This is a genomic window from Rheinheimera sediminis, assembly GCF_004005375.1.
GTDB lineage: Bacteria > Pseudomonadota > Gammaproteobacteria > Enterobacterales > Alteromonadaceae > Pararheinheimera.
In genome coordinates, this window is record NZ_RZUF01000004.1 from 63,474 (window position 1) to 85,193 (window position 21,720).

Below are 21,720 nucleotides of genomic sequence, written 5' to 3' on the forward strand. Positions count from 1 at the left end.
AATCAATTTATCTGTATCAATAAAGGCTGACTGCTGGAGTGACGGAGAGCCAACGCATGATCAATGCCAAACCGCTGCTGGCACAACTGCCTTACGCCCATTGGACTGTCGAGCTTGAATTTAAGCAAAGGGCAGAGCTGGAGCCTTACAAAGGCAATGTACTGCACGGCGGTTTTGGCCGGGCTTTGGCGATGGTGTCGCAGCAGCTGTTTAACCAGCTGTTTGTTCAGCCCGCCGACAATAACCAGTGGGTCACACCTTTTGCACTTTTTAGCCACAATCAACAGCAGCATTTTGCCGAAGGCTCTGTGCTGCAATTTGAATTGATATTGCTGGGGCCCGCCGCGGCAGCGCAGCAGGCGGTGCTGGATTGTCTGATGGTGTGGCAGGTATTGGGCCTGGGTGCCCGGCATGCCCGCTTTCAGGTTCGTTCGGTCACCGACAATCAGGGGGCTTTGTTGTATCAAGCCGGTCGGCCGCAATTAGCCGTATTACCTGCTTATAGCCTGGCGCACTTTATGGCCACTGACGTTAGCGCCATTGCCGCCAGCTGCAACGCTGTCGGCCAGGCGCTGGGCTACCGGCTCTCTACGCTGACCCGTTGCCGTTTACAGCACAAGGGCAAGCCGCTGCACCAGGCGCCGGCTTTATCCTTATGGTGCCGAATCGTCAAGCGCCGTTTTTGGCAGTTAGTGCCCGACGATATGCGCCAGGCCTCTGGCCAGATGCAGCCAGAACAGCCGCCAGAGAAAGTTGCGGATCAACTGGCGGATCAGCCCCAACAAACACAGGTGCATTTTCACGACTGGCAGCGTTTTAGTGCCAAAGAACAGCGCCAGGTACCTATGGGGGGACTGGAAGGCCAGTGGTTGTACCCGCAGGTGACTGCCGAACAGTACTTTTGGTTACAGCTGGGCGAGCTGATTGGTGTTGGTAATAAAAGCAGCTTTGGCTTTGGCCGCTACCGCGGCGAGCTGGTGATTGCTGCCATGGCCGATCGTCACAGCGCCGAGCATCAAAGCGCCGATCATCAACGCGCTGCATCAGCCTGACAAGTTTGTGCTACCGCTCTGCAGCTTTGTTTCTCTTTAGGCTAAATGCACTGGCTGTTTCGGCCAGCATTCGCAAAGGAGAATGGCATGTCCCAACGCAATTTTTGCTCGCTGTTACTGCTTGGCAGCGCAGTGCTAATGTCGGCCTGTGGCGGTTCTGACGGAGCCAGTGGCGGCACTGAACCACTGCGCTATTACACCGCTACTGCTAATGCAGGTGCAGGCGGCACTGTAACCCCCGCCAGCCAGCGCCTGGTGGAAGGCAGCAGCGCCCAGTTTAGTATCAGCCCTCAGGCTGGTTATCAAATTGCCTCCGCCACTGGCTGCAACGGCAGCTTAACCGGGCAAAGCTATAAAACCGCCGCCTTAACCGCCGATTGCACGGTCAGCGTCAGCTTTCGTTTAAACAGTTACGCAGTGACCGCCACAGCCGGACCAGGCGGTAGTATTAGCCCTGCGCTGCAGCAGGTGGAACATGGCAATCAGGCTGAGCTGCAAATTACAACAGACAATGGTTACCGGATAAGCACTGCCACTGGTTGTGGCGGCAGTTTAAATGGCGATCGTTACCTTACAGCAGCAGTGACGGCAGATTGCGCTGTGGCAGTGCATTTTGCGCTTAAGAGCTATGAAGTTAGCGCCACAGCCGGGCCAGGCGGTAGTATTAGCCCGGCGCAGCAGCAGGTGGAGCATGGCGGCCGAGCCGTACTGCAACTGAGCACTGAAGCGGGCTACCGTTTAGCAAGCGTCAACGGCTGCGACGGTGTGCTGAATGGTTTGGTGTACACCACAGCGGAAATTACCGCGCCCTGCGAAGTACAAGCCAGTTTCAGCGTACTGCAGGCACCTGTGGCCGTGATTAAAGCTGAAGCTGAACTTACAGATAACCAGCTGCTGTTACTGGATGGTAGCGCCAGCAGTGCCGACCCCAGCCTTAGCCTGAGTTATCAGTGGCAGCTGGTGACAGACAACAACCTGACACTGACACTGGAGCGCAGCACTGAACAAAACGCCAGGGTGCAACTACCTGACCTGATGCAAGACCATCACCTCACAGTGCGTTTAACAGTCACCGACAGCTCGGGTGCTACAGCCCAAAACGAACAACAGACCCTGCTGAAAAATGCTGAGCATAACCATAATGTGATTTTAAGAGTGGTTCGGGTGACAGAAGACTGGATGCCTTACAGTGATCCGGGTGGCTGGACTAATGCCGTAGTGTTAAAACAAAGCGACTTTGTAAAATATTACGAAGTGGCCATTTGGGAAGAAACCAAAAGCGTACAGCTTTATGCCTTTCCCAATAGCTACGACCCGTTATTTGGTTTGCATGTGGGCCAGCCCAAAACAGATGCAGAAAAAATAGCCTACCGTGAACAGTATGCCGTACTGAGGTTTGATGGTTTTCCGCCAGAAGAACTATGGGAGCAGCGCAATGAATTTCTGATTACAGCCTTTGAACGGATTTCTGACTATCTGGTGCAGGCCCACCCCAATTCGGACCACCACCTGATGTTCAACGGTCATGGTGGACCCGGCGGCCGTTTGTTTGAAGGTATGGTGAGCTACCAGGGCGCAGGGCAGCTGCTGGGCAACTATCAGCAGCAATTGGGCCGCAAACTTGGGGTGATTGATATGGGCGGGCCCTGCAATAAAGGCAGTTTCTCCGATGTAGAAAACTTTTGCCGCCATGCCCGTTATTATGTGGCCTCGGATTTAGAAAATGGTGGTTATCAGTTTGATAACTGGACTTATGAGCAATACCTGGAGACACACCCGGAGCACCAATACCACAGCTTTTTTGCGGTCAAAGCCAATCTGGAGCAGCAATTAAAACAACGTATTGATATTACCCAGCAGCGGTATCTTTATGCCTGGCAGGACATGATTAACCGCCAGCTGATGCAGGCTAATTATTTGTATTCCTGCGACCAGTTCAGCCAGTTTAAGCCGCTGTTTGACAGCTTTATGCAGCCACAGCAGAAAGACTACCTGATCACAGAGGATCTGAAAGCCTATCTGCAGCTGCATCAGGCCAATACGGATTTGCTGGACGCCTTTGACCGGGTGATCCTTCATAGCGCCACTAACAAAGCGGCCTTTGATTGGCCGGAACAGCGCCACGGTATGCTGATGCCAGACCCCTGGCTACCAGCAACGCCGTAACCGCTGACAAACTTGTAACCACAAGCCCCACCCAACCGCGATGTAGTCTGGTGAGTTCAACCAGCGCGGCGGAGGGGCTATGACCAAACAGAGCAGCAATTTTCCGTTTCACCGGCTTCAGCCGCAATTTGCTGAGATCAGCCTGCTGGGACTACTTAACCAAAGCAATCTGGAACTGGCCTTTAAAAAAGTGTCTGAAAACAACGGCGTTGCCGGGCTAGATGGCGTAACCATCGCTCAGTTTGCCCAGCGTTTACCACAAGAGCTGCAAAAACTACAGTACGAAATCACCAATGGCCGGTACAAGGCTCAGCCGTGCAAAGTGGTGGAAATTCCCAAAGCCAACCAAAAGTTTCGCCGGCTGGCTATTCCCTGTATTCGTGATCGGGTGGTGCAGACGATGCTAAGCCAGGCGCTGATGCCTTTTTTTGAACCGCATTTTGAACGCTGCAGTTACGGCTACCGGCCGGGGCGCAGTTATATCCAGGCCGTACAACAAATTTGTCGCTTCCGTGACCAGGGCTTTGCTGTGGTGTTTGACGCCGATATAGAGCAGTACTTTGACGGTATCCCGCAAGATTACCTGCTGGCGCAGTTGGCCGATTACCTGCCAGACCCTGCACTGTTAGGGCTGATTGAACGCTCGTTGCAGCAAATGCAGTGGCATAAGAACCAGCTGGTGTACGGCAAAAGCAGGGGCATAGGGGTACCGCAAGGCTCGCCTTTGTCGCCTGTGCTGGCCAATTTATACCTGGACCCGTTAGACGAAGCGTTATTAAGCGGTGACTATAAACCCGTGCGTTTTGCCGACGATTTTATTGTGATGTGCCAAAACCAGAAATCGGCCGCTTATGCGCTGGCACTGACCCGCGAGGTGCTGGACCAGTTAAAGTTGTGTTTTAATGCCGATAAAACCCGCGTCACCGACTTTGAACACGGCTTTGTGTTTTTAGGTCATTACTTTATTGAACAGTGGGTCGAACCCATTAAGAAGCTGGCCACCCAGCAGCTGGAATACCATGCCTTTGCGCCATTACCGGAGGCCGAACCCGCCACCACAGCGGCACAGGCGGCCGCTTTGCTTGGCAACGAAAGCCTGACAGAGCAGGGCGACGACAGCAGCCAGCAGGAACCAGAGCGGCCCTTGCTGAGTTTTATGCAGCGTGAAATTCAGGATTTACTGCAACCCGAAGACTGGCCTGCCGCTTCGGCGCAGCAAAGCGACAGCCGGTTGGTGAGTAAATTGCGCTGCTTGTATGTCAGCCGTCAGGGTGCCGTACTGCATAAAGTGGCCGGCAAAATAGAAGTGCGCAGCGGCGATAAAGTGCTTAGTCGCCAGCCATTGGCCCAATTGGATTGCATTTTATGTTATGGCGCCGTGCACTTAACCCGCGCTGTGTTGCATTACGCCATGAAAACTGCGCTGAATGTGGTGTTTATGAGTCGCTATGGCGGCTATTACGGCCAGTTGCAAAGCAGCAACTGCTACACACCTGAGTTGTTGCAGCGTTGTTTAGAGCTGCACCAACAGCCGCTGCCACTGGCCGCTGAACTAGTGCGGGCCAAGCTATTAAACCAGCTGACTGTGCTGCGCCGTTTAGCGCGTTACCGCCAAAAAGAAGGCGAAGGCTTTGCTCGATTATTGCTGCAACTAACTGATCTCACTCAAAAAGCAAGCCAGGCCAAAGATATAAACCAACTGCGAGGCTACGAAGGCCAGTTTGCCAAAGTGTATTTTGCCGTACTGAAAAGCCTGATAAGCCCAGAGTGGAATTTTACCCAGCGTAACAGGCGGCCACCAAAAGACCCGGTTAACCTTATGCTCTCAGTCGGCTACGCCTTGTTATTTAACCATCAACTGGCCTTTTTGCACCACCGACAGCTGCCGGTCAACCTGGGCTATTTGCATCAGGGCTACCATAACCAACCGGCTTTGGCGCTGGATTTAATGGAGCCGTTTCGGGCTCCAGTGGTCGACGCCACTGTGCTGCAACTGATTTTTTCCGGCGTACTGACGCCCGTTAGTTTCAGTTATCAGCAGCAGGAATGTGTAATGGACAAAACCGCCTGGCAGTTGCTGGTAGGCGCGCTTGAAGCCAAATTGCAAAAACAGGTGCAATACCGCGCGTTAAATGTCAGCACCGATTACCGCCGGGTGATGGATTTGCAAACCGCGCTGTTAAAGCAGCATTTACTAAACCCAGAGCAGGCTTTTAAAGCCTTTCGGGTGCGCTAATGCGAACCGCTTTGCTGGTCTGTTACGACATCGCCTCTAACCAACGCCGTCGCCGTTTGGATCTGTTGCTGTCGCAACATGGCGAACGCCTGCAATACAGTGTGTTTGAATTGGTGGTCAGCGACGCCGAATGGGGCCAGCTCAGGCAACACATTCGTGAGCTGATAGATGAAACAACAGACAGCATCCATTGTTACCCTTTATGTCGTTGGTGCCGCCAACAAATTCAGTTGCAGGGCAGTGCCTTATTGCCACAAACAGAGGGTTTTGTATGTGTAGGTTAAAATGCATTGGTTAGTCTGCTTTGACATTAGTGACGATAAACGACGGCGTAAGGTGGTAAAACTGCTGCAACAGCATGGCGAGCGGGTGCAGTTTAGTGTGTTTGAACTGCGCTTACATGGCCAGCAGCTCAGTGAGCTTAAAACGCAGGTGGCGAAAGTCATCAAGCTGCCCGACCGGCTGCATTATATTCCGCTCTGTGGCAAAGATTTAGGCCGCCGTATGGCTGATGGGCAAGGCACAGTGCTGTATTTTCAGGACTACCGGCTGGTCACTTAGCGGTTGGCCGCAGGTTATGGCAGCGAATCATTACGCCGTTTGTAAGCTGGGTTTGTGGTTAAAAAATGCAGCGTGCGCTGAAATTGCAAAACAGTATTGCAAATTGCCGTGCCGGCAAGGGCGTTTTTAGCGCTAAAACTGGCATTTTCAGCCCTTTTTCGACTTTGGCGCAGGCCGTTGTTTTTATTAGCAATAATTGGGGTTTTTAGTGAGAAATGGTGATTTATGACTGGTTTTGTTTGGTTATTCGGGAATTTTTTCGTTTCGCACCGACTTTGGGGTCTGCAGCCCTTGACTGGCACGGCCTCCAGAGGCTAGAGTTTGATCACTGCCCGGTTATGACGGGATTAAGACTTTCTAAGAAGGCCCTTGAAATTTTACCTTTCAGTTTGATCACTGCCCGGTTATGACGGGATTAAGACTGAGCCCGCAGGCTCAACAGTTCATTTTTTGTGTTTGATCACTGCCCGGTTATGACGGGATTAAGACCGTGCATCAGAAGTGCTTTCATGGGTGTACTCGTTTGATCACTGCCCGGTTATGACGGGATTAAGACTCTGCCGCCAGCATAGCTTTGATAGAACGTGAGGTTTGATCACTGCCCGGTTATGACGGGATTAAGACGGCCTAAGCCTGCTGAGAAAACCACACCCGCCATGTTTGATCACTGCCCGGTTATGACGGGATTAAGACTTGCGTCGCGCAGGATGGTTTTAATCACCATCGTTTGATCACTGCCCGGTTATGACGGGTTTAAGACCTCTGTTGAGGAGGTTGAGTTATACAGAGCAGCGTTTGATCACTGCCCGGTTATGACGGGATTAAGTCGGCCTAAGCCTGCTGAGAAAACCACACCCGCCATGTTTGATCACTGCCCGGTTATGACGGGATTAAGACCTCAGTTGAGGAGGTTGAGTTATACAGAGCAGCGTTTGATCACTGCCCGGTTATGACGGGATTAAGACTTATTGGGTAGTACCAGCAGTCAGTCATGGAGGTTTGATCACTGCCCGGTTATGACGGGATTAAGACTCACGAACACGCTTCACACGCCCTTCCTGTTGTGTTTGATCACTGCCCGGTTATGACGGGATTAAGACTCACGAACACGCTTCACACGCCCTTCCTGTTGTGTTTGATCACTGCCCGGTTATGACGGGATTAGCCGTATTTCCTTTTCAGAGATCCATCTGCTGTATTCAGCGTTAACACAAGTTTGTTCGGGATGAAGATAAGGCCGTTGTCGGTAGGCTTTTGACTGAATTTGCATTGAAAGGAGAAGAGTCATGCGGATTGAGTTGCAGCTATTTTTAAGCCGCTTTAACAGCCTTGAAGTGATAAGTGTGTTGCTTACATTGCCAATCTTGCTGCAGTTGCAACCCACGGATATTCCGCTGTGGGCCTGTACAATCTGGCTAGCCAGGCCCAGTGCTGAGGTGGATAGCTAAGTTAATTTAGTAAAGTCGTTAAAGGTGAAGTCGTAGCTAATCACTTCTTTGCTATTAGTGTCGACGTATTGGTTATGAACATCTGTGACTGTCGCCACCAGAACACCGGCGACAGAAGTATGTTTTTGCCAGCCGGTAATATCAATCACAATATCTGACTCAGTAACCTGTTGTTGTATTAAGGTATGCACCGCAAAAAATACTGCAGCACTGGTTTCTTCAAAATCTGCACTATTAATACCTAGCATCTCATAGTTTTTCCCTGGTTCAAAAGTAGTCAGCTCAAAAGGCTTTTCTGAACTGTTTTCTCGCTTTATTAACAGTTTAAGTTGAGGTGGCTGGCTAACGTTCCACAGCATCATCAGGGCTTGCAGGCCCTCAAAAAACTCTGCAACCATGGCGGCGCTACCGTCAACCTTATCACCTTTTTTGTTTTTCGATGGTGCGGAAAGGGCGACAATGACTTGCTGTAATTTGCTGGGCAGGTCCGATGAAGGGAAAAGCTGGCTGTGAATTGATCGGTAGGACATTTCCCAGTTTATTCCCTGATTTTCCATTGACTTATCCATTTTTCGCCAATTTTCCGCTCTCTCTTTAAACTCGTCGAGTAAAGGAAAAGTGCTGGTATCGTCTTCTGTAGATTGACTTCTTCTAAACGTTTTTGGAAGTGGTGACAAAAAAAGTATCAAATGTGTTTTAGGTGTAGTTTTTTTGTTGACCAGTTTATTGTAAGGCTGGATTAAATGACGGCTGATCATATAAAAGAGCTTCAGGCTATATAGCGTGATAATGGCCAGAAACGACCAATTGGCGAGCGTTGGTAACCAGTAACTGGTGACAGAGCAAATAAAACCTGCGCCCAACAAATAAAACGCAGATGGAGAGCGGTAGCTTTTATAGTCTGCTATGACCATCAATCCCAACAAGGGCAGCAATAAAACGCTCAAGCTTTGGTGGTTGATCGTTGAGGTAAGAAAGGGCAGCAGTAAATTGCCGGATAAGCCAATCATGGTACCCAATAAAATAGCCAGCACGATCAAGGCGCAGCTTCGCAGTATTAAAATGGACAGGCCGCCGGCGGTTTGTTGAGCGCTATGCTGTTTTTGCTTGAAATAAGTAAGGATTGTCAGCACGGCAAGCAGTAACAGTAACAAGCCCACAGCCAAGGCCAGGGTACCGTTATCATTTAAATGTTTCTTTAGGTAGCCCTGCAAAACAGCGACAAAATAGCCCACACTAATCAGCATCAGCGGCGTAACCACATACCCCAGTATATTTTTTACAGACATAGCGTTTAGTTTCATCGTGCTTGTGCTCCAGTGTTTGGCCAGACGCCTTTTTGTTGCCATTGGGCGAGTTTATCTTTGAGCTGTAATAGCTCGGCGCCTTCCACCACATGAATATCGCGGGCTAATGCGTTTTCGCGGACAAAGACTTTGTGCTGGTCCTGGGTTTGGTGGTTTACCGGCAGGGCGGATAACAAAACCCGGCTGCAATACTGGCCGCCAACTTGGCTGGCGATGCTGTCGAGTTTGTAAATAATCTGGCTGTCTTTCAGGCTGTCTTTACCCAGACGGGCTGTTTTACATTCCACCAGCAATAAGCGGTTGTTGTGACACACCAGGCCGTCCAGCTCATTGCGGATATTGGCTTTGTGGTTCTGGTCGTTGGTAATTTCTACCCCGGCATGGCAGTCGGCCAGCCCTAATTGCTGGCACACCAGGTAAAAATACTGCTCCAGCCAGCCACCATGCAAATACAGCAAGGCGCTGTGGCTGGCAAAACGAATGCTTTTGGCGTTGTCGGCCTGCCAGTGCAGCAAGCCGCATTGCTGCATCTGCGCCAATAAAGGTTTAAAGGCCGAGTGCATGCTAAATAGCTGTTGTTCCGGGTAGTTGGCCTCCGGCAGCCTGGCCACGTCGGCGGCTAATTTATTCAGCTGGCCAATCAGTTGAGCGGTCAGGTCGGGTTCTTTATTTAGTTGGGTGGCCAGCGCAAAGCTAAGGGCTTTGCAGTGCTGCAGTTGGTCCAGCCAGTCGGGCTGGTCTGACTGGGCGCGCCGTCTGCTATGGCCAGTGGCTTTGAGGTAGGCGCTGCTGTCCAGCAGCCCAGCTACATAAGCAGGTGGCTGGTTCAGCGGCAAAATATATTCCAGCTGGTTAATATCGCTGTTTAAATACAGCTGGCGGCAATCGCTGTCGTTAAATACGGTGGCCAGCGCCAGTACCATCAATTTGGTGCCGCCTGTGGTGTCAAAATCAAAGCTGGCATTTGGGTACTGCTGCTCCAGACTGGCTTTGCATTCCAAGCCAAATTCCTGAATTTTTTGCACATTGCTGGAGGGTAAACCGGCAAAGTCGAGCACTGTGCACTGGCTTAAGGCGTCACTGCTTTGAATTAATTTATGCAGCGCCTGTTGTTTGGCCGCCATTTCTTTGGTGGTCAGGCAGGCAATGACATCGGGAGGGTTATGCAGCAAAGGTAACAAGTTGGCCATCGCCTGGCCTGTGACCACCACTAAATGAATACGCATTAGTCCTCCTTGCTGGTGTCGACCATCTGTTGCATCTGAATTTGTTCTGGCGCTAACCACATGCCGTAACTGCCGCGCTGGCTGGACTGGCCAAATTGCAATTTACTGCCGTCGGGCCGCTGGATAATGGCCGGCATCAGCACTTCGGTAAGCGCTGAGGGCAATTGGCTATGCAGAAATTCTTTTAAGTTGGTACGGCGGGTATCAAAAAAGCTGCCGTTCATGCCCTCGTTGCTCTGCAAGGCTTCCAGCGTTTTTTGCTCCAGCAGGTCGTGGTCGTACAGCAGTTCCAGGCTGTGGCCAAGCTGGCGGCTGTTGAGTGCTAAACCCGCCATTTCAGCCAGCTCGGCAAGATACAACTTGGTGACCAGCGCTTTACTCAGCTCATCGACCGGCCGTTCAATGCTGACATCCTCGTCAGCACCGCGAGGCCGGGCTACCATAGCCCAAAAGGCGAATTCCAGTTTGCGTTTACTGAAGTCCAGGCATACGTCATTCAGCCAGACTTGGGGTTGATGCCTGTGATGGCAAAACCTGAGTTGTAATTGGCCTGGTTGCTGCGCCAGTTGCAGTAAACGGATAAGCTCGACATAAGACACCCGGCTGAATTGTTGCAGCAAAGCGCTGCTGACCATGCTGCGCTGGCTGATAAAAGGGATTTCCGCCAGTGTAACTTCGGCATCACGGGCGTCGAGCTGGCGGCCGTCGCGCGCCACAATACGTTTGCTCTGCCGGGTTGGAAAATAAAAATCGGGGATGGATTCGTACGGTTCAGACACCAGCACATGGCTGAGCCGGTCGAAAGGGCGGCCAAATAAGGTCATGGCATAACCCAGGTAAAAGGTCATGGTCTTGCGGCCACCGGCAATAGAGGCGTGAATTCGCTGGCTAAGGTTTTCACTTAAGCTGGCCACTTGCGCGGTAATAAAATCGGCTAAGGCTTCCTGGTCTTCTAGCGTGCGGGCATCGTCCACTGCGTTGCCTGCAGCGTCTGGGATCACCAGTATGTCCTGCTCGTCAAAAACCGGCATAGGCCGCTGAACCTCCTGGCAGAGCGCAGCCAGTTGGCCGGACACCAATAACCCCAGGCGTGCTTCCTGCTTGCCGCGTTTGGTGGTGAGGATAAGGATTCGGTCCGGCCATTCCAGTTGTTGCTGAGCTATGGCGTACAGGGTTTCTGTCACCACTTGAGGTGACAAGCCAGTGACGGCTAATAAAAGGGTTTGGTTGACCATGGCAAATCCTTTTTCATTACTGATCTGTGGGGCAGATCATCGCGTTATCCTTGAGCTTCAGCTGACAGACAAGTTTGTCAGTACATAGAAAAATTAAAATAACGGAAAAACATGGGTTGAGCAATTATTGAACAGATTTGATCAAGGCAAAAGGTGGTGTTGCCTTTAGCTTTCTATTGTTGCCGGGTCTGTGGCTGGCGGAAACTCTGACTCAGTTGTGTCGACAGGCAGTTATTCACTGGCCTGTCACGCTCATGTTTCTTTCAGTCAGATGCGGTTTGGCAACCAGATTAATAGGAATTCTTTATGCCAGTAGACCGCTACCCTGTAGTGGTCAATACACTTTTTTAGACTCTGGCACCTTGTGATAAACGACGTTTATACCAGATTGAAGTAGGTACGCCGATAAGGCTTGGCAGTAACCAAGGCAACATCATCCAATAGCCTGGTAATACGTCGGCAAACAAAGTCCTGCCGCCAAAGGCGAAGAATGCGGTATAGGCGGCTATGCCAGAGCCCAGCATGGCGGCGGCATGTTCGATCAGCCAGCGATTGGCTGTGACTGTTGTTGTATGCAGGTAGTTCAGAATGCCAAAACAGGTGATGAGGGAAATACCAGCAAATACCATCACCAATGGCATATTAAAGACAAAACCTTGCCAGGCCGCATAGGGGGCAATCAGGCTCAGTAACCAGACGGGCGCCTGATAAGTCCAGTGTTTCAGCGGATCGCGGTTTTGTTTGCATAACAGACTGCCTGTGGCATGGCGTATCGTGACCCAGGTCAGCAGGCTCAGCAAAAACAAAAACAGATTCAGCATCATAAAAAAGTCTAATTTACGCTGCGGGATTTGGCCGTCTGCCATTAAGCTGGCACCTTTAATCGCTATAGGGTCAAACCAGACCATACAGGTCATCACTAAACCACTCAGCGCTACAGCTTTCATGATATGGCCATAATAACGGCCAGAGCTGCGGTGCAATGCGCTGCCTTTGCGGCTTAACATAGGTATCCAGAACAAGAAGAGTGCAATGACACCTAAGGCAATATGTAGTTTTAATAACAGGCTATGTAACATCAACATGATTTTTCTCCTTCAGCAGATGCACTCAGACTAAAACTTCCAACGCCGTGGCGCAGGTGCCATTAGTCAGGATTTTGTACTGTGACTTTTGGCCTATTGAGCCATCACTGAAATCAGGCATACTGCATGGTGGTTCAGTAAAGGTTTTAATCAGTGATGAAACGAAACAATTCAATAGCATGGGATGTGTTGGCTGGAGTGCTGACCTGGTTTTTAGTCTTTGTATTGAGCCTGTGGCTGATGTGGCCTAAAGAACAACTTTGGTCTTTATGGCCCTGGGTTGTCCCCTTATTTTTGCTCAATGGCCTTTGTTTTTTCCTGACGACTCGCAATGATGAGCGTCATGGTTCCATTTCCCCCTTTGCGCTCTGTTGCTACCTGCTACAGCTATTGTCTGCTTTGGCATTAAATTGGCTGCTGCCTCTGGATTATCTGGCTATCCTGAGCATTATCTGGGTCTCAGTTCTGCCTTATCTGGTTTCTATGCGAACAGCGGTGATAATCACTGTCGCCTTGCTGTCGCTATGGTATGGCGTAGATTCGGCCTTAGAACAGCGTTCTTTGTGGATCACCGGGCTCCTGTTCAGTAGTTTTCACTTTTTTGCTCTTTTGATGACAAATCAAGCCCGTTCTGAACAACGGGCTAAACAGGAGTTGCAACATGCTCATCAGCAATTGTTGGCCACTCAGGATTTACTGATGGTAGCATCTCAGCAGCAGGAGCGGACCCGTATAGCCCGCGACCTGCACGATGTGCTGGGGCATCATTTAACAGCTTTGACTATTAATCTGCAGGTAGCAGGGCATTTAACTCAGGGCGAGGCCAAGGTTAAAGTGGACCAATGCCATCAGATCGCCAAATTGCTGCTGTCTGATGTGCGTGAAGCTGTCAGCGCTTTGCGCGAACACCAGCAGTTTTCTATTTATCAGGCACTGGAAAAGCTTCTGACTGCAGTTCCTGGTGTTCGAGTGCATTGGGATTGTCCGCAAGGTGTCGAACTGGCTGATGTGAAAGTTGCTCAGCAATTACTGCTGATTGTGCAGGAAGCGCTGACCAATACCTTAAGGCACAGTCAGGCCACAGAGTTTTATTTATTGATCAAACCGGTAGAGGACGTTTTACAGTTAGCTATATATGACAATGGCAAAGTAGCGCCAGACTGGAAGCCTGGCAACGGTTTAACTGGCATGAAGGAGCGGGTCGCTGCCTGCAACGGGACTTTGGTGTGGCAGCTCAAAGACAATCACTTTCATTTACAGGTCACTTTACCTGCAGGATTGGTGGTATGACATTAAGAGTGTTATTAGTCGACGATCAAATGTTGATCCGTCAGGGCATTAAAAGTTTATTGCAGTTATCTGGTTCAGTAGAGGTTGTAGCGGAAGCTCAGGATGGCTCAACAGTGGTGGAGTTAGTGCAACTACATCAGCCTGATGTGATTTTATTAGATTTATCTATGCCTAAAGTCGATGGTATTGCCACACTGGAGCTGCTGAAGCAGCAGCAACTGAAAACTCCTGTGCTTATTCTGACCACCTTTGAAGAGCATGATTTGGTTCTGAAAAGCATCCAGCTGGGAGCCAAAGGTTATTTGCTCAAAGACGTATCGCTGGACAGCTTAGTGTCTGCTATTCAGATGGTGCAGCAAGGCGGCACCTGTTTTCAAAGCACTATTACAGAACGTTTATTATCCGGTCTGAGTCCGGTCAGTAATTTCCCCCGTCCTGCTGCTATTGAAGAATTGTCGGACAAAGAGCTGCAAATTTTGCAGTTGATGGCATCAGGTTATGCCAATAAAGAAATAGCCAGTGCTTTGTATAAATCCGAAGGCACCATTAAAAATCAGATCTCTAGTATTTTGGCTAAGTTAGGTGTGCGTGACAGAACCAGGGCTGTACTGCTTGCCTTGGAGTTAGGTTTGATCCATTAAAATTGCTAAGTTGCTGATTTAAGCTGCGGTTGTAGCCATAATTATCGCTATACTGGAACTGTCGTTCCTTGTGTCTAGATCCGGAGTTTTTTGTCTTTATGCGGTCAAAGCGTTCTTCGCACCAAGGGATCTCCTTGCGGTTATTTTTTACAGTGCCTGTTTTGTTGCTGTTTATCCTGACAGTCGGCCTGGTCAGCTTGATTTCTTACCTCAACGGCCAACAGGCCGCCTCGCATTATGGCCAAAAATTAGCAGATCAAATCAGTCTTCGTGTGAACTCACATATGCACTACTTATTAGAAGTGCCAAAAACTGTGTTGGATTCTACTTTACAATCTATTAACAGCGGAATTCTTGACTTAGGGTCAGAGCAGGATCTGGCTCGTTTTATGACAGTGCAAATCCGTAGTGCACCTTATTTAACCTACGTCTCAGTGGGGTTTGCCAATGGTCGCTATCTTGCCGTGAACCGTGATGTTGGCGATGGAAAGCTGACGCTTATCAGCTCCATTAATCAGCAAGACCTGGTTCGTGTGCGATATACCTTGCGGGAGGTCGGTCTACCTGGAGCTATTTTAGAGCAGGGCATACCTTACGATGTCAGAACCCGAACCTGGTTTCAGTATGCGGTGCAACAAGGTAAACCGAGCTGGTATCCCATCTATAAGTACCAGGCTTATGACGGTCTTGGGGTTGGATTGGCTGGGCCCACTTATGATCAACAAGGGAAGTTACAAGCCGTTATTGCCGCCGACATGAGTCTGCGTCATTTGGAGCTGTATCTGCAGGCTCAGCCTGTAGAAGGCGATGGTATGATTTTTATTACTGATCAGCAAGGACATCTGATTGCCTCTTCGATTCAAGCGCCGCTGGTTAGCAAGCGTGGTGCAGTATTTACTCAATTGATGGCCAGTCAAAGTGAGAATCTTTTATTGCAACAGGCTGCTGCTGCGCTCAACGGCTTACAGCAAAGCAAAGGGCAGCAACAATTTGAGCTCGATGAGCAGCATTATTTGCTTAATTTTAGCGAATTCAATGATCCACAAGGCTTAAAACTTCGCATTGCCGTGGTTTTGCCGCAGCAACAGCTGATGAGTTTTGTGGATGAAAACTCTCTGCAGGCACTGTGGTTAATTTTGTTAGCTTTGATCGTGGGAGCGCTGCTGATTTTTGTATTAAGTCGCAAGCTGGTTCAGCCTATAGAGGCCTTGCATCGGCGTGCCGATCTGCTGGCCAGCGGCGACAGAACAGATGTTGAACTCTTTCAGACTCCAGTTTATGAACTTAATGGGCTGATCCAGTCTTTTGATCTGATGGCGACCAAACTCAGCGACGCTTTTTTACAACTGGAATATAAAGTAGAGCAGGGCACGGCTTCGCTGGATCGCCTGTCTTTGGTTGTCAGTCGAACCAGTAATGGAGTCATAGTAACTAACCCAGTTGGGTTGATTGAATGGGTGAATCCTGCTTATGAACGTTTATCAGGCTACAAAACCAGTTATCTTCAGACCAAAGCCATCACTGACGTATTGGCCGCTCAAAAGGCTGATGCTTTAGTCATTGAGCGAATTCATCAGGCGATTCATCAGAGCGTAGGTTTTTCTGAAGAACTCCTCTGTTACAACGCTTCAGGTCAAGGCTGCTGGTTGAGTTTGGAATGTGATGCTGTGTTCAGCGAACAAGGCCAGCTAACAGGATTTGTGCTGATTTGTCTGGATATCAGTAGCAAGAAAAAGTCTGAATCAGCAGAAAAAGATAGTCAGGACCGTACTTTGCGTCAACGCAGTACTTTGGCTCAACTTGTAGTTGATGAAGCTGTTGCTAACGGAGATAGCCTGGCTTTTGCTAAACATCTGGTACGTTCTACCTCTTCGGCTCTTCTTTGTAATAGAGTCAGTGTCTGGATGTTGTCTGAGCAAGGTGATGAAATGTTTTGCCTTGCTTTGCATCAGAGTGATGGCGAACAGCAACTGGGTCAGTTGCTGTTACGAAAGTCGGATTACCCTCAGTATTTTTCTGCTATCGCTTCACGCGGCTGGATTTGTGCCAATGACGCAGTGAAGGATCCCTTAACCCGTGAATTTGCTGGACTTTATCTAAAACCTTTAGGTATCAGCTCTATGCTCGATGCTGGAATTATAATAGCTGGTAAAGTGGTAGGGGTATTATGCCTTGAGCATATAGGACCTCAACGGCAATGGCATTCCGACGAGGAGGCTTTTGTCAGCGCCAGTGCTGCGGTGATGGCTCAAACTCTTTCAGTAGCTCAGCGTAAAGACGCTGAACAAATCAGCAAAGAATATGCGCAACACACACAAACCATTTTAAACAATGTGGTGGACGGCATTATAACCATTGATGAGAATGGCCGTATAGCCAGTATGAACCCTGCGGCCCAGACTGTATTCCGATGTAAAGCAGAGGATTTTTTAGGGCATTACGCCACCAGACTATTACCATCAGTATTGCGGCAGAACCAGGACTCTGAGCAGGCCTATTTACCTACGCCCGGTGTCAAACCATTGCTTGGATGCAATCGTGAATTAGATGGATTGCGTGCGGATGGCAGTATTTTTGCAATGGAAATGGCTTTATCTGTGATCCGACGGCAAGGGCGTCTTATTTATATCTGTACTTTGCGTGATATCAGCGACCGTAAGCGGGTTGAGCGACTCAAAAACGAATTTGTCTCTACTGTCAGTCATGAACTTCGCACACCATTAACCTCTATCACCGGAGCCTTAGGTTTACTGAATGCTGGGGTTATGGGTGAAATGCAGGAAAAAGCTACTCATCTGATCAGTATTGCCTACAAGAACTGTCAGCGCTTAACCTTATTGATCAATGATTTGCTTGATACTGAAAAAATAGCAGCAGGAAAAATGCGGTTTGATTTGGAGGTGGAGTTGGTCTTGCCACTGATCCAGCAAGCGTTGGATGCGAATAAAATCATGGCTCAGGAGCGGCATATACAACTAAGCATCAAGACAACAGTGGCTGACGCCAGGATCAGAGTGGACGCGAAACGTTTTATTCAGGTGTTATCTAATTTCTTAAGTAATGCGATTAAGTTTTCGCCAGTAGCAGCCACAGTGCTAATCGAACTGAGCCAGACAGCTCAAATGCTACGAATTGCAGTGATTGATCAGGGGCCTGGCATACCGGAGAAATTTCGCGACCGTATTTTTCAGCGTTTTGCCCAAGCTGATGCTTCAGATACCAGACAAACAGGTGGCACAGGTCTTGGTTTAGCTATTTCAAAAGAGCTGGTGCATGGTATGAATGGACGTATTGGTTTTGAATCTGTTGAAGGTCAGGGGGCGACTTTTTATTGTTGCTTTGCTTTAGTTATGGACTGACCCAGACAGACCTGAATGCCGTATAACATGCTTATACAAATCAAGGAATTTTTTATGATGCGTTTTCTAGCGTTATTTGCCCCGCTGTTGATGTGGGGTTGTAGTCATCAGGTCCAGGACTATCAGCAACAAAGCCCAGTGTTTCACTTACCTGATTACTTCAGTGGTTCTCTTCATGCGTACGGTGTTGTGAAAAACTGGCAGGGCAAACAAAGTGTGCGTTTTTCAGCAGAACTTTGTGGACAGTGGCAAGGCAACACCGGTACTTTATTTGAGTTGTTCCATTTTAGTGATGGCAGGGTAGAGCAACGGATTTGGCAACTTGCGGTAGATAAAGAGGGTAAGGTTACAGGCTCAGCTGCTGATGTTACAGGTCAGGCAACAGGGCAACAGGCCGGTAACACCTTGTATTGGGAATATGTATTACAAATTCCGGATGGCGATGGGATTATTGAAGTAAAAGTAGAAGACTGGCTTTATCTCGTTACGCCACAACAATTAATGAACCAGTCGACTTTATATAAATTTGGCTTGCCTGTGGGGGAGATCATTTTATCTATTCAGCAACAGGATCCTGCAGCAAATTGCAGTGCATTAGAGCAACAACTGGCAAAATTAAGAGCAGCAAGTTAAGTCTGCTCTTGTTCCATGCTTTCCAATTCTATTTTAATCGCATTGCACGAAATCTGGATCTCATATAAAGACACCAGTAAACTCAGCATTAAACTGCCGAGGCTGGCAGCAAAAGCAATTTGACCTGCTAATCCCCACTGCATAAACAGAAAAAACATCGACAAGGTACAGAGTACAAAGCTGATCACGCCCCAACGCTGCATTGAGCGTATCAGGAACATGCGTTGTCGTAAATTTTCTATCTGGCGTTTCGCCATATCACGTACTGTCCCACCTTCACGGGTGTTGAGTTGACGAATAAGCTGCGCCAGCACTAAAAACCTGTTGGTGTAGGCCAGCAACAGTAAAGAAATAGCCGGAAAAAGCAAAGCGGGAGTCGTCATGGTCATCGACATAAAATCACCTGTATTGACAGTAGACTAGATAAAGGCGGACTAAGATCCTGATCATATTCGCATTGGTGGCTTGCTGGTAGTACACTGGACAAAAATAACAGAGTTTTCTGAGCAGCATCTGTTGTGTATGATGCGCAGCCAGAAGTGCCAGACCAGAACGGATGAAAAATGAAACAAAAAGCAAATAACTTCCAGAACATGCGTGAACTGGGGTTTTATCAGCAAGCGGCCATAGCTGCCACCCTGCTGGAACGCATGCTGCCCAACTATCAACTGTTTAGTGAAGTGACAGGTTTTGGTGACGCTAAGTTGTGTCGTGATATTCTGAACCTGGTGTGGGAATGGCTTTTTGTTAAAAAGGTGAAGATTAACTTTGAGCGTTTATGCAACGAGTTAGAACTTGCAACACCGGATCAAAGCCAATTTGATATGTTTGGTGTGTACCCTGCTATTGATACAGCAACGGCTCTGGACTCCATGCTCAACGGCATTTTGTCACAGGATGCGACAGAGTTTGTCAACGTCGCCAAAATTTCACAGGCCTCAGTGGCCCGCTTAATTGAGTATCAGGCTGAAAACATCGACATTACCACTGAAGCTGAATTAAAAAAGTGGGTGCGCGATCACGAGCTGATGGAATATGAAATGGACTGTCTTGCTGAACTCATCGAACTGGTGACCCCATTAAATGACGGTTTTCAGCGTGAGCAGGTGCAAATGTTAAAAGCCTGGGTACGTGAACAAGGTTTAAGCAATCTCGGGATGGAACTTGCTGCTGATAGTCAAAATGCAGACGGCTAAAAGTCTTGCTGTCTGGAAGAATAGTTGCTTTTAAGTCAATGCCTTAACTTTTTCAAAAAGCCTTAAAATTATTCTTGCATAATAAACAGTCACTGCTTAAAATGCGCGCGCTCGAAAGGCAAGTCTCCCGAAAGGGAGTACACGCAAAGCTGCAGATCTAAGGGGAAACCTATGATGGCTGGGCTGCCGTAATCTAATGATTACGTAGGACGCATCTACACCAGTTTCTGGTACCAAAGCTCCTCCTTTCGTGTTCGCTGATAAACAACAGCTAACATGCTGTTTTTGAAGTTTCAGCCTGTTTATACAGACCAATCAGCCTGATCCTATGGTCAGTGTTAGCCAACACCGGAGCTTATTATGAAATTTAAATTTGTTGCTTTAATCACTATCGCTGCTGCTCAATTTGTTGTTCCAACTGCATCTGCTAACGAGCAAATGGTTCAGTCTATCTGCTCTTATGTGGCTGATAACAACAAAAACAACCTGCGTAAAACACTGTCTGATAACCGTATGCGTTTAAAGAACGTGTATGACGGTATTATGTGTGACGGTTTACCTCTGGTCCGTCATGCAATCAAACACAATGCAGCTGATACTGCTGAATTCATCATCAAGCAGTTACCAGGCAGCCAGGTTGCAGCATCAGGTGATTTAGAGTGGGCAGCAAGCAACGGTTTTGCAGCTTCTCCAATACTGGAAGCTATCAAGGCCCGTAGCGCAAGCTAATCAAATTTTTTATAAAAAGAAGGCGCCTGATGGCGCCTTTTTTGTCAGTTCTAAATCCGCATGCTAAGTACTAAGGATCATATGCACTGGCTTATAAATGATCTGACACTGTTAGCATTGTGCCAACTGCCAACTGCCAACTGCCAACTGCCAACCACCAACCACCAACCACCAACTTTCGTTGCAGATATGGACGAATGCACAGTGTTATTTATTTCCACTATAAAACTGGCATGCTTTGAGTACAGCAACGGGCACATTTATCTGTTGCTGAAGAAGGAAAAACACTTTAATTTAGATACTTAGCGTGGACCAACCTAAAAATAACAGGCCAGATAAAAGCAATAAAGTGCCAGCACGCTTTTGGCTGAAGCTAGCAGTGTTTGATTGTAATTAATATTTTTTATCAATAAGTTAACACTGGTTGGTCATTTGGTAGAACCAGAAGATGCGTGCCGGCACAATATACAAATGTTATATAACAAGAGGCAGATTCAAGTGAGTAAAGCCCTGGTCATCGTTGGCTGTTTAGTTCTTTTATATGCGGTTGCAGGCTTTGCGGTAGACGTCTTGCCAGTTGATGCGCTTCAATCGTCATCTAATGATTCTTACTTAAAAATTGCGCCTACTGATGAAAGCTCATTTGATTGGGCCAAATTTAGGTTACCGGCATTAGTTGTTGGGGCAATATTAATTGCCATCGGCAAGTTTATCGGTGGTAAAAACTAGCATGTTATATAACAAGCGCAGTCACAATCGGCCACTGCGTGGCCTGGACCTCAACCGCTGCGCGGGTTTCGGCCTGTGCTGCGAGCGTTAAATCGCTTATAGCAGCTTGTCACAGAAGTGAGAGAGTCTTGCCAATCCCCTAGCGTAACGGTTAATCCTCTTCAATCTGTTCCATATCAGGCTTGCCAAAGGCGATAAGCCAATTGCCCAGCTACTTTTTCCTTTAACAATACCCAGTCTGCCGGCAGTTGATCCAGCGCCAGTTCTTTTTCCGTTTCCAGATAAATCAAAGCTCCGGGCTTAAGCCAACCTTGTTCGACTAAAGCCTGGCAGCAGGGTACGGCCATATTCTGGCGAAAAGGCGGGTCAATAAAAACTAAATCAAATTGGCGCACAGCAGGCTTTTTCAGCCATACCAAGGTATCTGTTTGTAGTACTTCGGCTTGTGTACTGCCCAGACTAGTCAGATGCTGCTTTAGCAGGCTGGCCGCTTTGGCTTCCTTTTCCAGCAAGACTACAAAATCGGCGTACCGTGATAAAGCTTCTAAACCCAAACTGCCGCTGCCAGCAAAACAATCCAGCACAGTACTTCCTGCTACATCCTGCATCAGCCAGTTGAACAAGGTTTCCTTCACTCTGTCTGAAGTAGGTCTTAAACCTGCAGCATCCAGCACGGGTAAACGTCTGCCTTTCCAACGGCCACTAATTAGCCTGACAAAACCCGGTCCCTGATGTGTCGCAGTTGTGCTGCGGCCCTTTGCTGTTTTCATTGAGTATTTTTGTCCTGCATCTTAAAGATGGTACTATATGAATCAATTTTACCCTAG

19 protein-coding genes, 1 CRISPR repeat array and 1 riboswitch are annotated in these 21,720 nt (G+C 48.6%); of the genes, 13 read left to right on the forward strand and 6 right to left on the reverse strand.

All coding sequences use genetic code 11. The features are described 5' to 3' along the window. Nucleotides 1-56 precede the first annotated feature (56 nt). The 6 genes from cas6 (at nucleotide 57) to EMM73_RS19985 (ending at nucleotide 7,463) form a co-directional block, all read left to right on the forward strand. Nucleotides 57-1,052, forward strand: coding sequence for a CRISPR system precrRNA processing endoribonuclease RAMP protein Cas6 (cas6, locus tag EMM73_RS03510; RefSeq protein WP_127685079.1), 996 nt, complete (start codon nucleotides 57-59; stop codon nucleotides 1,050-1,052). Between the two features lie 87 nt (nucleotides 1,053-1,139). Then, nucleotides 1,140-3,218 (forward strand): InlB B-repeat-containing protein, encoded by a 2,079-nt coding sequence (locus EMM73_RS03515; protein WP_127685080.1) that lies wholly within the window; start codon nucleotides 1,140-1,142, stop codon nucleotides 3,216-3,218. 79 nt (nucleotides 3,219-3,297) lie between these two features. Next, nucleotides 3,298-5,454: a CRISPR-associated endonuclease Cas1 gene (cas1, locus tag EMM73_RS03520; protein WP_127685081.1), complete on the forward strand. Its 2,157-nt coding sequence runs from the start codon at nucleotides 3,298-3,300 to the stop codon at nucleotides 5,452-5,454. After that, nucleotides 5,454-5,738: a CRISPR-associated endonuclease Cas2 gene (gene cas2 / locus EMM73_RS03525; RefSeq protein WP_127685082.1), complete on the forward strand. Its 285-nt coding sequence runs from the start codon at nucleotides 5,454-5,456 to the stop codon at nucleotides 5,736-5,738. The genes cas1 and cas2 (EMM73_RS03525) overlap by 1 nt, the downstream gene beginning before the upstream one ends. Nucleotide 5,739: 1 nt before the next feature. Further along, nucleotides 5,740-6,015, forward strand: a complete 276-nt coding sequence (gene cas2 / locus EMM73_RS03530; RefSeq protein ID WP_127685083.1) for a CRISPR-associated endonuclease Cas2 — start codon at nucleotides 5,740-5,742, stop codon at nucleotides 6,013-6,015. A gap of 319 nt (nucleotides 6,016-6,334) precedes the next feature. Further along, nucleotides 6,335-7,183: a CRISPR direct-repeat array (repeat unit 35 nt; unit sequence GTTTGATCACTGCCCGGTTATGACGGGATTAAGAC). Between the two features lie 118 nt (nucleotides 7,184-7,301). Then, nucleotides 7,302-7,463: a hypothetical protein gene (locus EMM73_RS19985; protein ID WP_186435113.1), complete on the forward strand. Its 162-nt coding sequence runs from the start codon at nucleotides 7,302-7,304 to the stop codon at nucleotides 7,461-7,463. Here EMM73_RS19985 and EMM73_RS03535 read toward each other — a convergent pair. The 4 genes from EMM73_RS03535 to EMM73_RS03550 all read right to left on the reverse strand — a co-directional run bounded on the left by EMM73_RS03535 (nucleotide 7,460) and on the right by EMM73_RS03550 (nucleotide 12,316). Continuing rightward, nucleotides 7,460-8,221, reverse strand: a complete 762-nt coding sequence (locus EMM73_RS03535) for a hypothetical protein (protein WP_127685084.1) — start codon at nucleotides 8,219-8,221, stop codon at nucleotides 7,460-7,462. The genes EMM73_RS19985 and EMM73_RS03535 overlap by 4 nt on opposite strands. A gap of 542 nt (nucleotides 8,222-8,763) precedes the next feature. Further along, nucleotides 8,764-9,996 (reverse strand): Card1-like endonuclease domain-containing protein, encoded by a 1,233-nt coding sequence (locus tag EMM73_RS03540; RefSeq protein ID WP_127685085.1) that lies wholly within the window; start codon nucleotides 9,994-9,996, stop codon nucleotides 8,764-8,766. Then, on the reverse strand, nucleotides 9,996-11,231 hold the full coding sequence (gene csm6, locus EMM73_RS03545; RefSeq protein WP_127685086.1) for a CRISPR-associated ring nuclease Csm6: 1,236 nt from the start codon (nucleotides 11,229-11,231) through the stop codon (nucleotides 9,996-9,998). Before csm6 ends, EMM73_RS03540 begins: the two co-directional genes overlap by 1 nt. A gap of 347 nt (nucleotides 11,232-11,578) precedes the next feature. Further along, nucleotides 11,579-12,316: a hypothetical protein gene (locus EMM73_RS03550; protein ID WP_127685087.1), complete on the reverse strand. Its 738-nt coding sequence runs from the start codon at nucleotides 12,314-12,316 to the stop codon at nucleotides 11,579-11,581. Nucleotides 12,317-12,472: 156 nt separating this feature from the next. Between EMM73_RS03550 and EMM73_RS03555 the strand changes: the two genes are divergently transcribed. The 4 genes from EMM73_RS03555 (at nucleotide 12,473) to EMM73_RS03570 (ending at nucleotide 18,239) form a co-directional block, all read left to right on the forward strand. After that, a complete protein-coding gene (locus EMM73_RS03555) occupies nucleotides 12,473-13,606 on the forward strand; it encodes a sensor histidine kinase (protein WP_127685088.1) in 1,134 nt (377 codons plus the stop codon). Further along, the gene (locus EMM73_RS03560) at nucleotides 13,603-14,247 is read left to right on the forward strand and encodes a response regulator transcription factor (protein WP_127685089.1); all 645 of its coding nucleotides are present in this window, start codon (nucleotides 13,603-13,605) and stop codon (nucleotides 14,245-14,247) included. The genes EMM73_RS03555 and EMM73_RS03560 overlap by 4 nt, the downstream gene beginning before the upstream one ends. 134 nt (nucleotides 14,248-14,381) lie before the next feature. Further along, the gene (locus EMM73_RS03565) at nucleotides 14,382-17,606 is read left to right on the forward strand and encodes a PAS domain S-box protein (RefSeq protein WP_186435114.1); all 3,225 of its coding nucleotides are present in this window, start codon (nucleotides 14,382-14,384) and stop codon (nucleotides 17,604-17,606) included. 54 nt (nucleotides 17,607-17,660) lie between these two features. Next, complete coding sequence (locus EMM73_RS03570; RefSeq protein ID WP_261373316.1) at nucleotides 17,661-18,239, forward strand: DUF3833 domain-containing protein; 579 nt, start codon at nucleotides 17,661-17,663, stop codon at nucleotides 18,237-18,239. Here EMM73_RS03570 and EMM73_RS03575 read toward each other — a convergent pair. Then, nucleotides 18,236-18,634: a DUF2721 domain-containing protein gene (locus tag EMM73_RS03575; protein WP_222422590.1), complete on the reverse strand. Its 399-nt coding sequence runs from the start codon at nucleotides 18,632-18,634 to the stop codon at nucleotides 18,236-18,238. The two genes, EMM73_RS03570 and EMM73_RS03575, sit on opposite strands and share 4 nt — an antisense overlap. 168 nt (nucleotides 18,635-18,802) lie before the next feature. Here EMM73_RS03575 and EMM73_RS03580 point away from each other — a divergent pair, with 168 nt between their 5' ends. From EMM73_RS03580 to EMM73_RS03590, 3 genes are all read left to right on the forward strand, one after another. Beyond that, nucleotides 18,803-19,435 (forward strand): YjaG family protein, encoded by a 633-nt coding sequence (locus EMM73_RS03580; RefSeq protein ID WP_127685091.1) that lies wholly within the window; start codon nucleotides 18,803-18,805, stop codon nucleotides 19,433-19,435. Nucleotides 19,436-19,542: 107 nt separating this feature from the next. Beyond that, nucleotides 19,543-19,626, forward strand: a riboswitch (cyclic di-GMP riboswitch). 169 nt (nucleotides 19,627-19,795) lie between these two features. Continuing rightward, a complete protein-coding gene (locus EMM73_RS03585) occupies nucleotides 19,796-20,164 on the forward strand; it encodes a DUF3718 domain-containing protein (protein ID WP_127685092.1) in 369 nt (122 codons plus the stop codon). 498 nt (nucleotides 20,165-20,662) lie between these two features. Next, nucleotides 20,663-20,893 carry a hypothetical protein gene (locus tag EMM73_RS03590; RefSeq protein ID WP_127685093.1) on the forward strand — a complete coding sequence of 77 codons (231 nt, stop codon included), beginning with the start codon at nucleotides 20,663-20,665 and terminating at the stop codon, nucleotides 20,891-20,893. Between the two features lie 176 nt (nucleotides 20,894-21,069). Here the strand turns inward: EMM73_RS03590 and rsmD are convergent, their stop codons facing one another. Beyond that, nucleotides 21,070-21,663 (reverse strand): 16S rRNA (guanine(966)-N(2))-methyltransferase RsmD, encoded by a 594-nt coding sequence (gene rsmD, locus EMM73_RS03595; protein ID WP_127685094.1) that lies wholly within the window; start codon nucleotides 21,661-21,663, stop codon nucleotides 21,070-21,072. Between the last annotated feature and the right edge of the window lie 57 nt (nucleotides 21,664-21,720).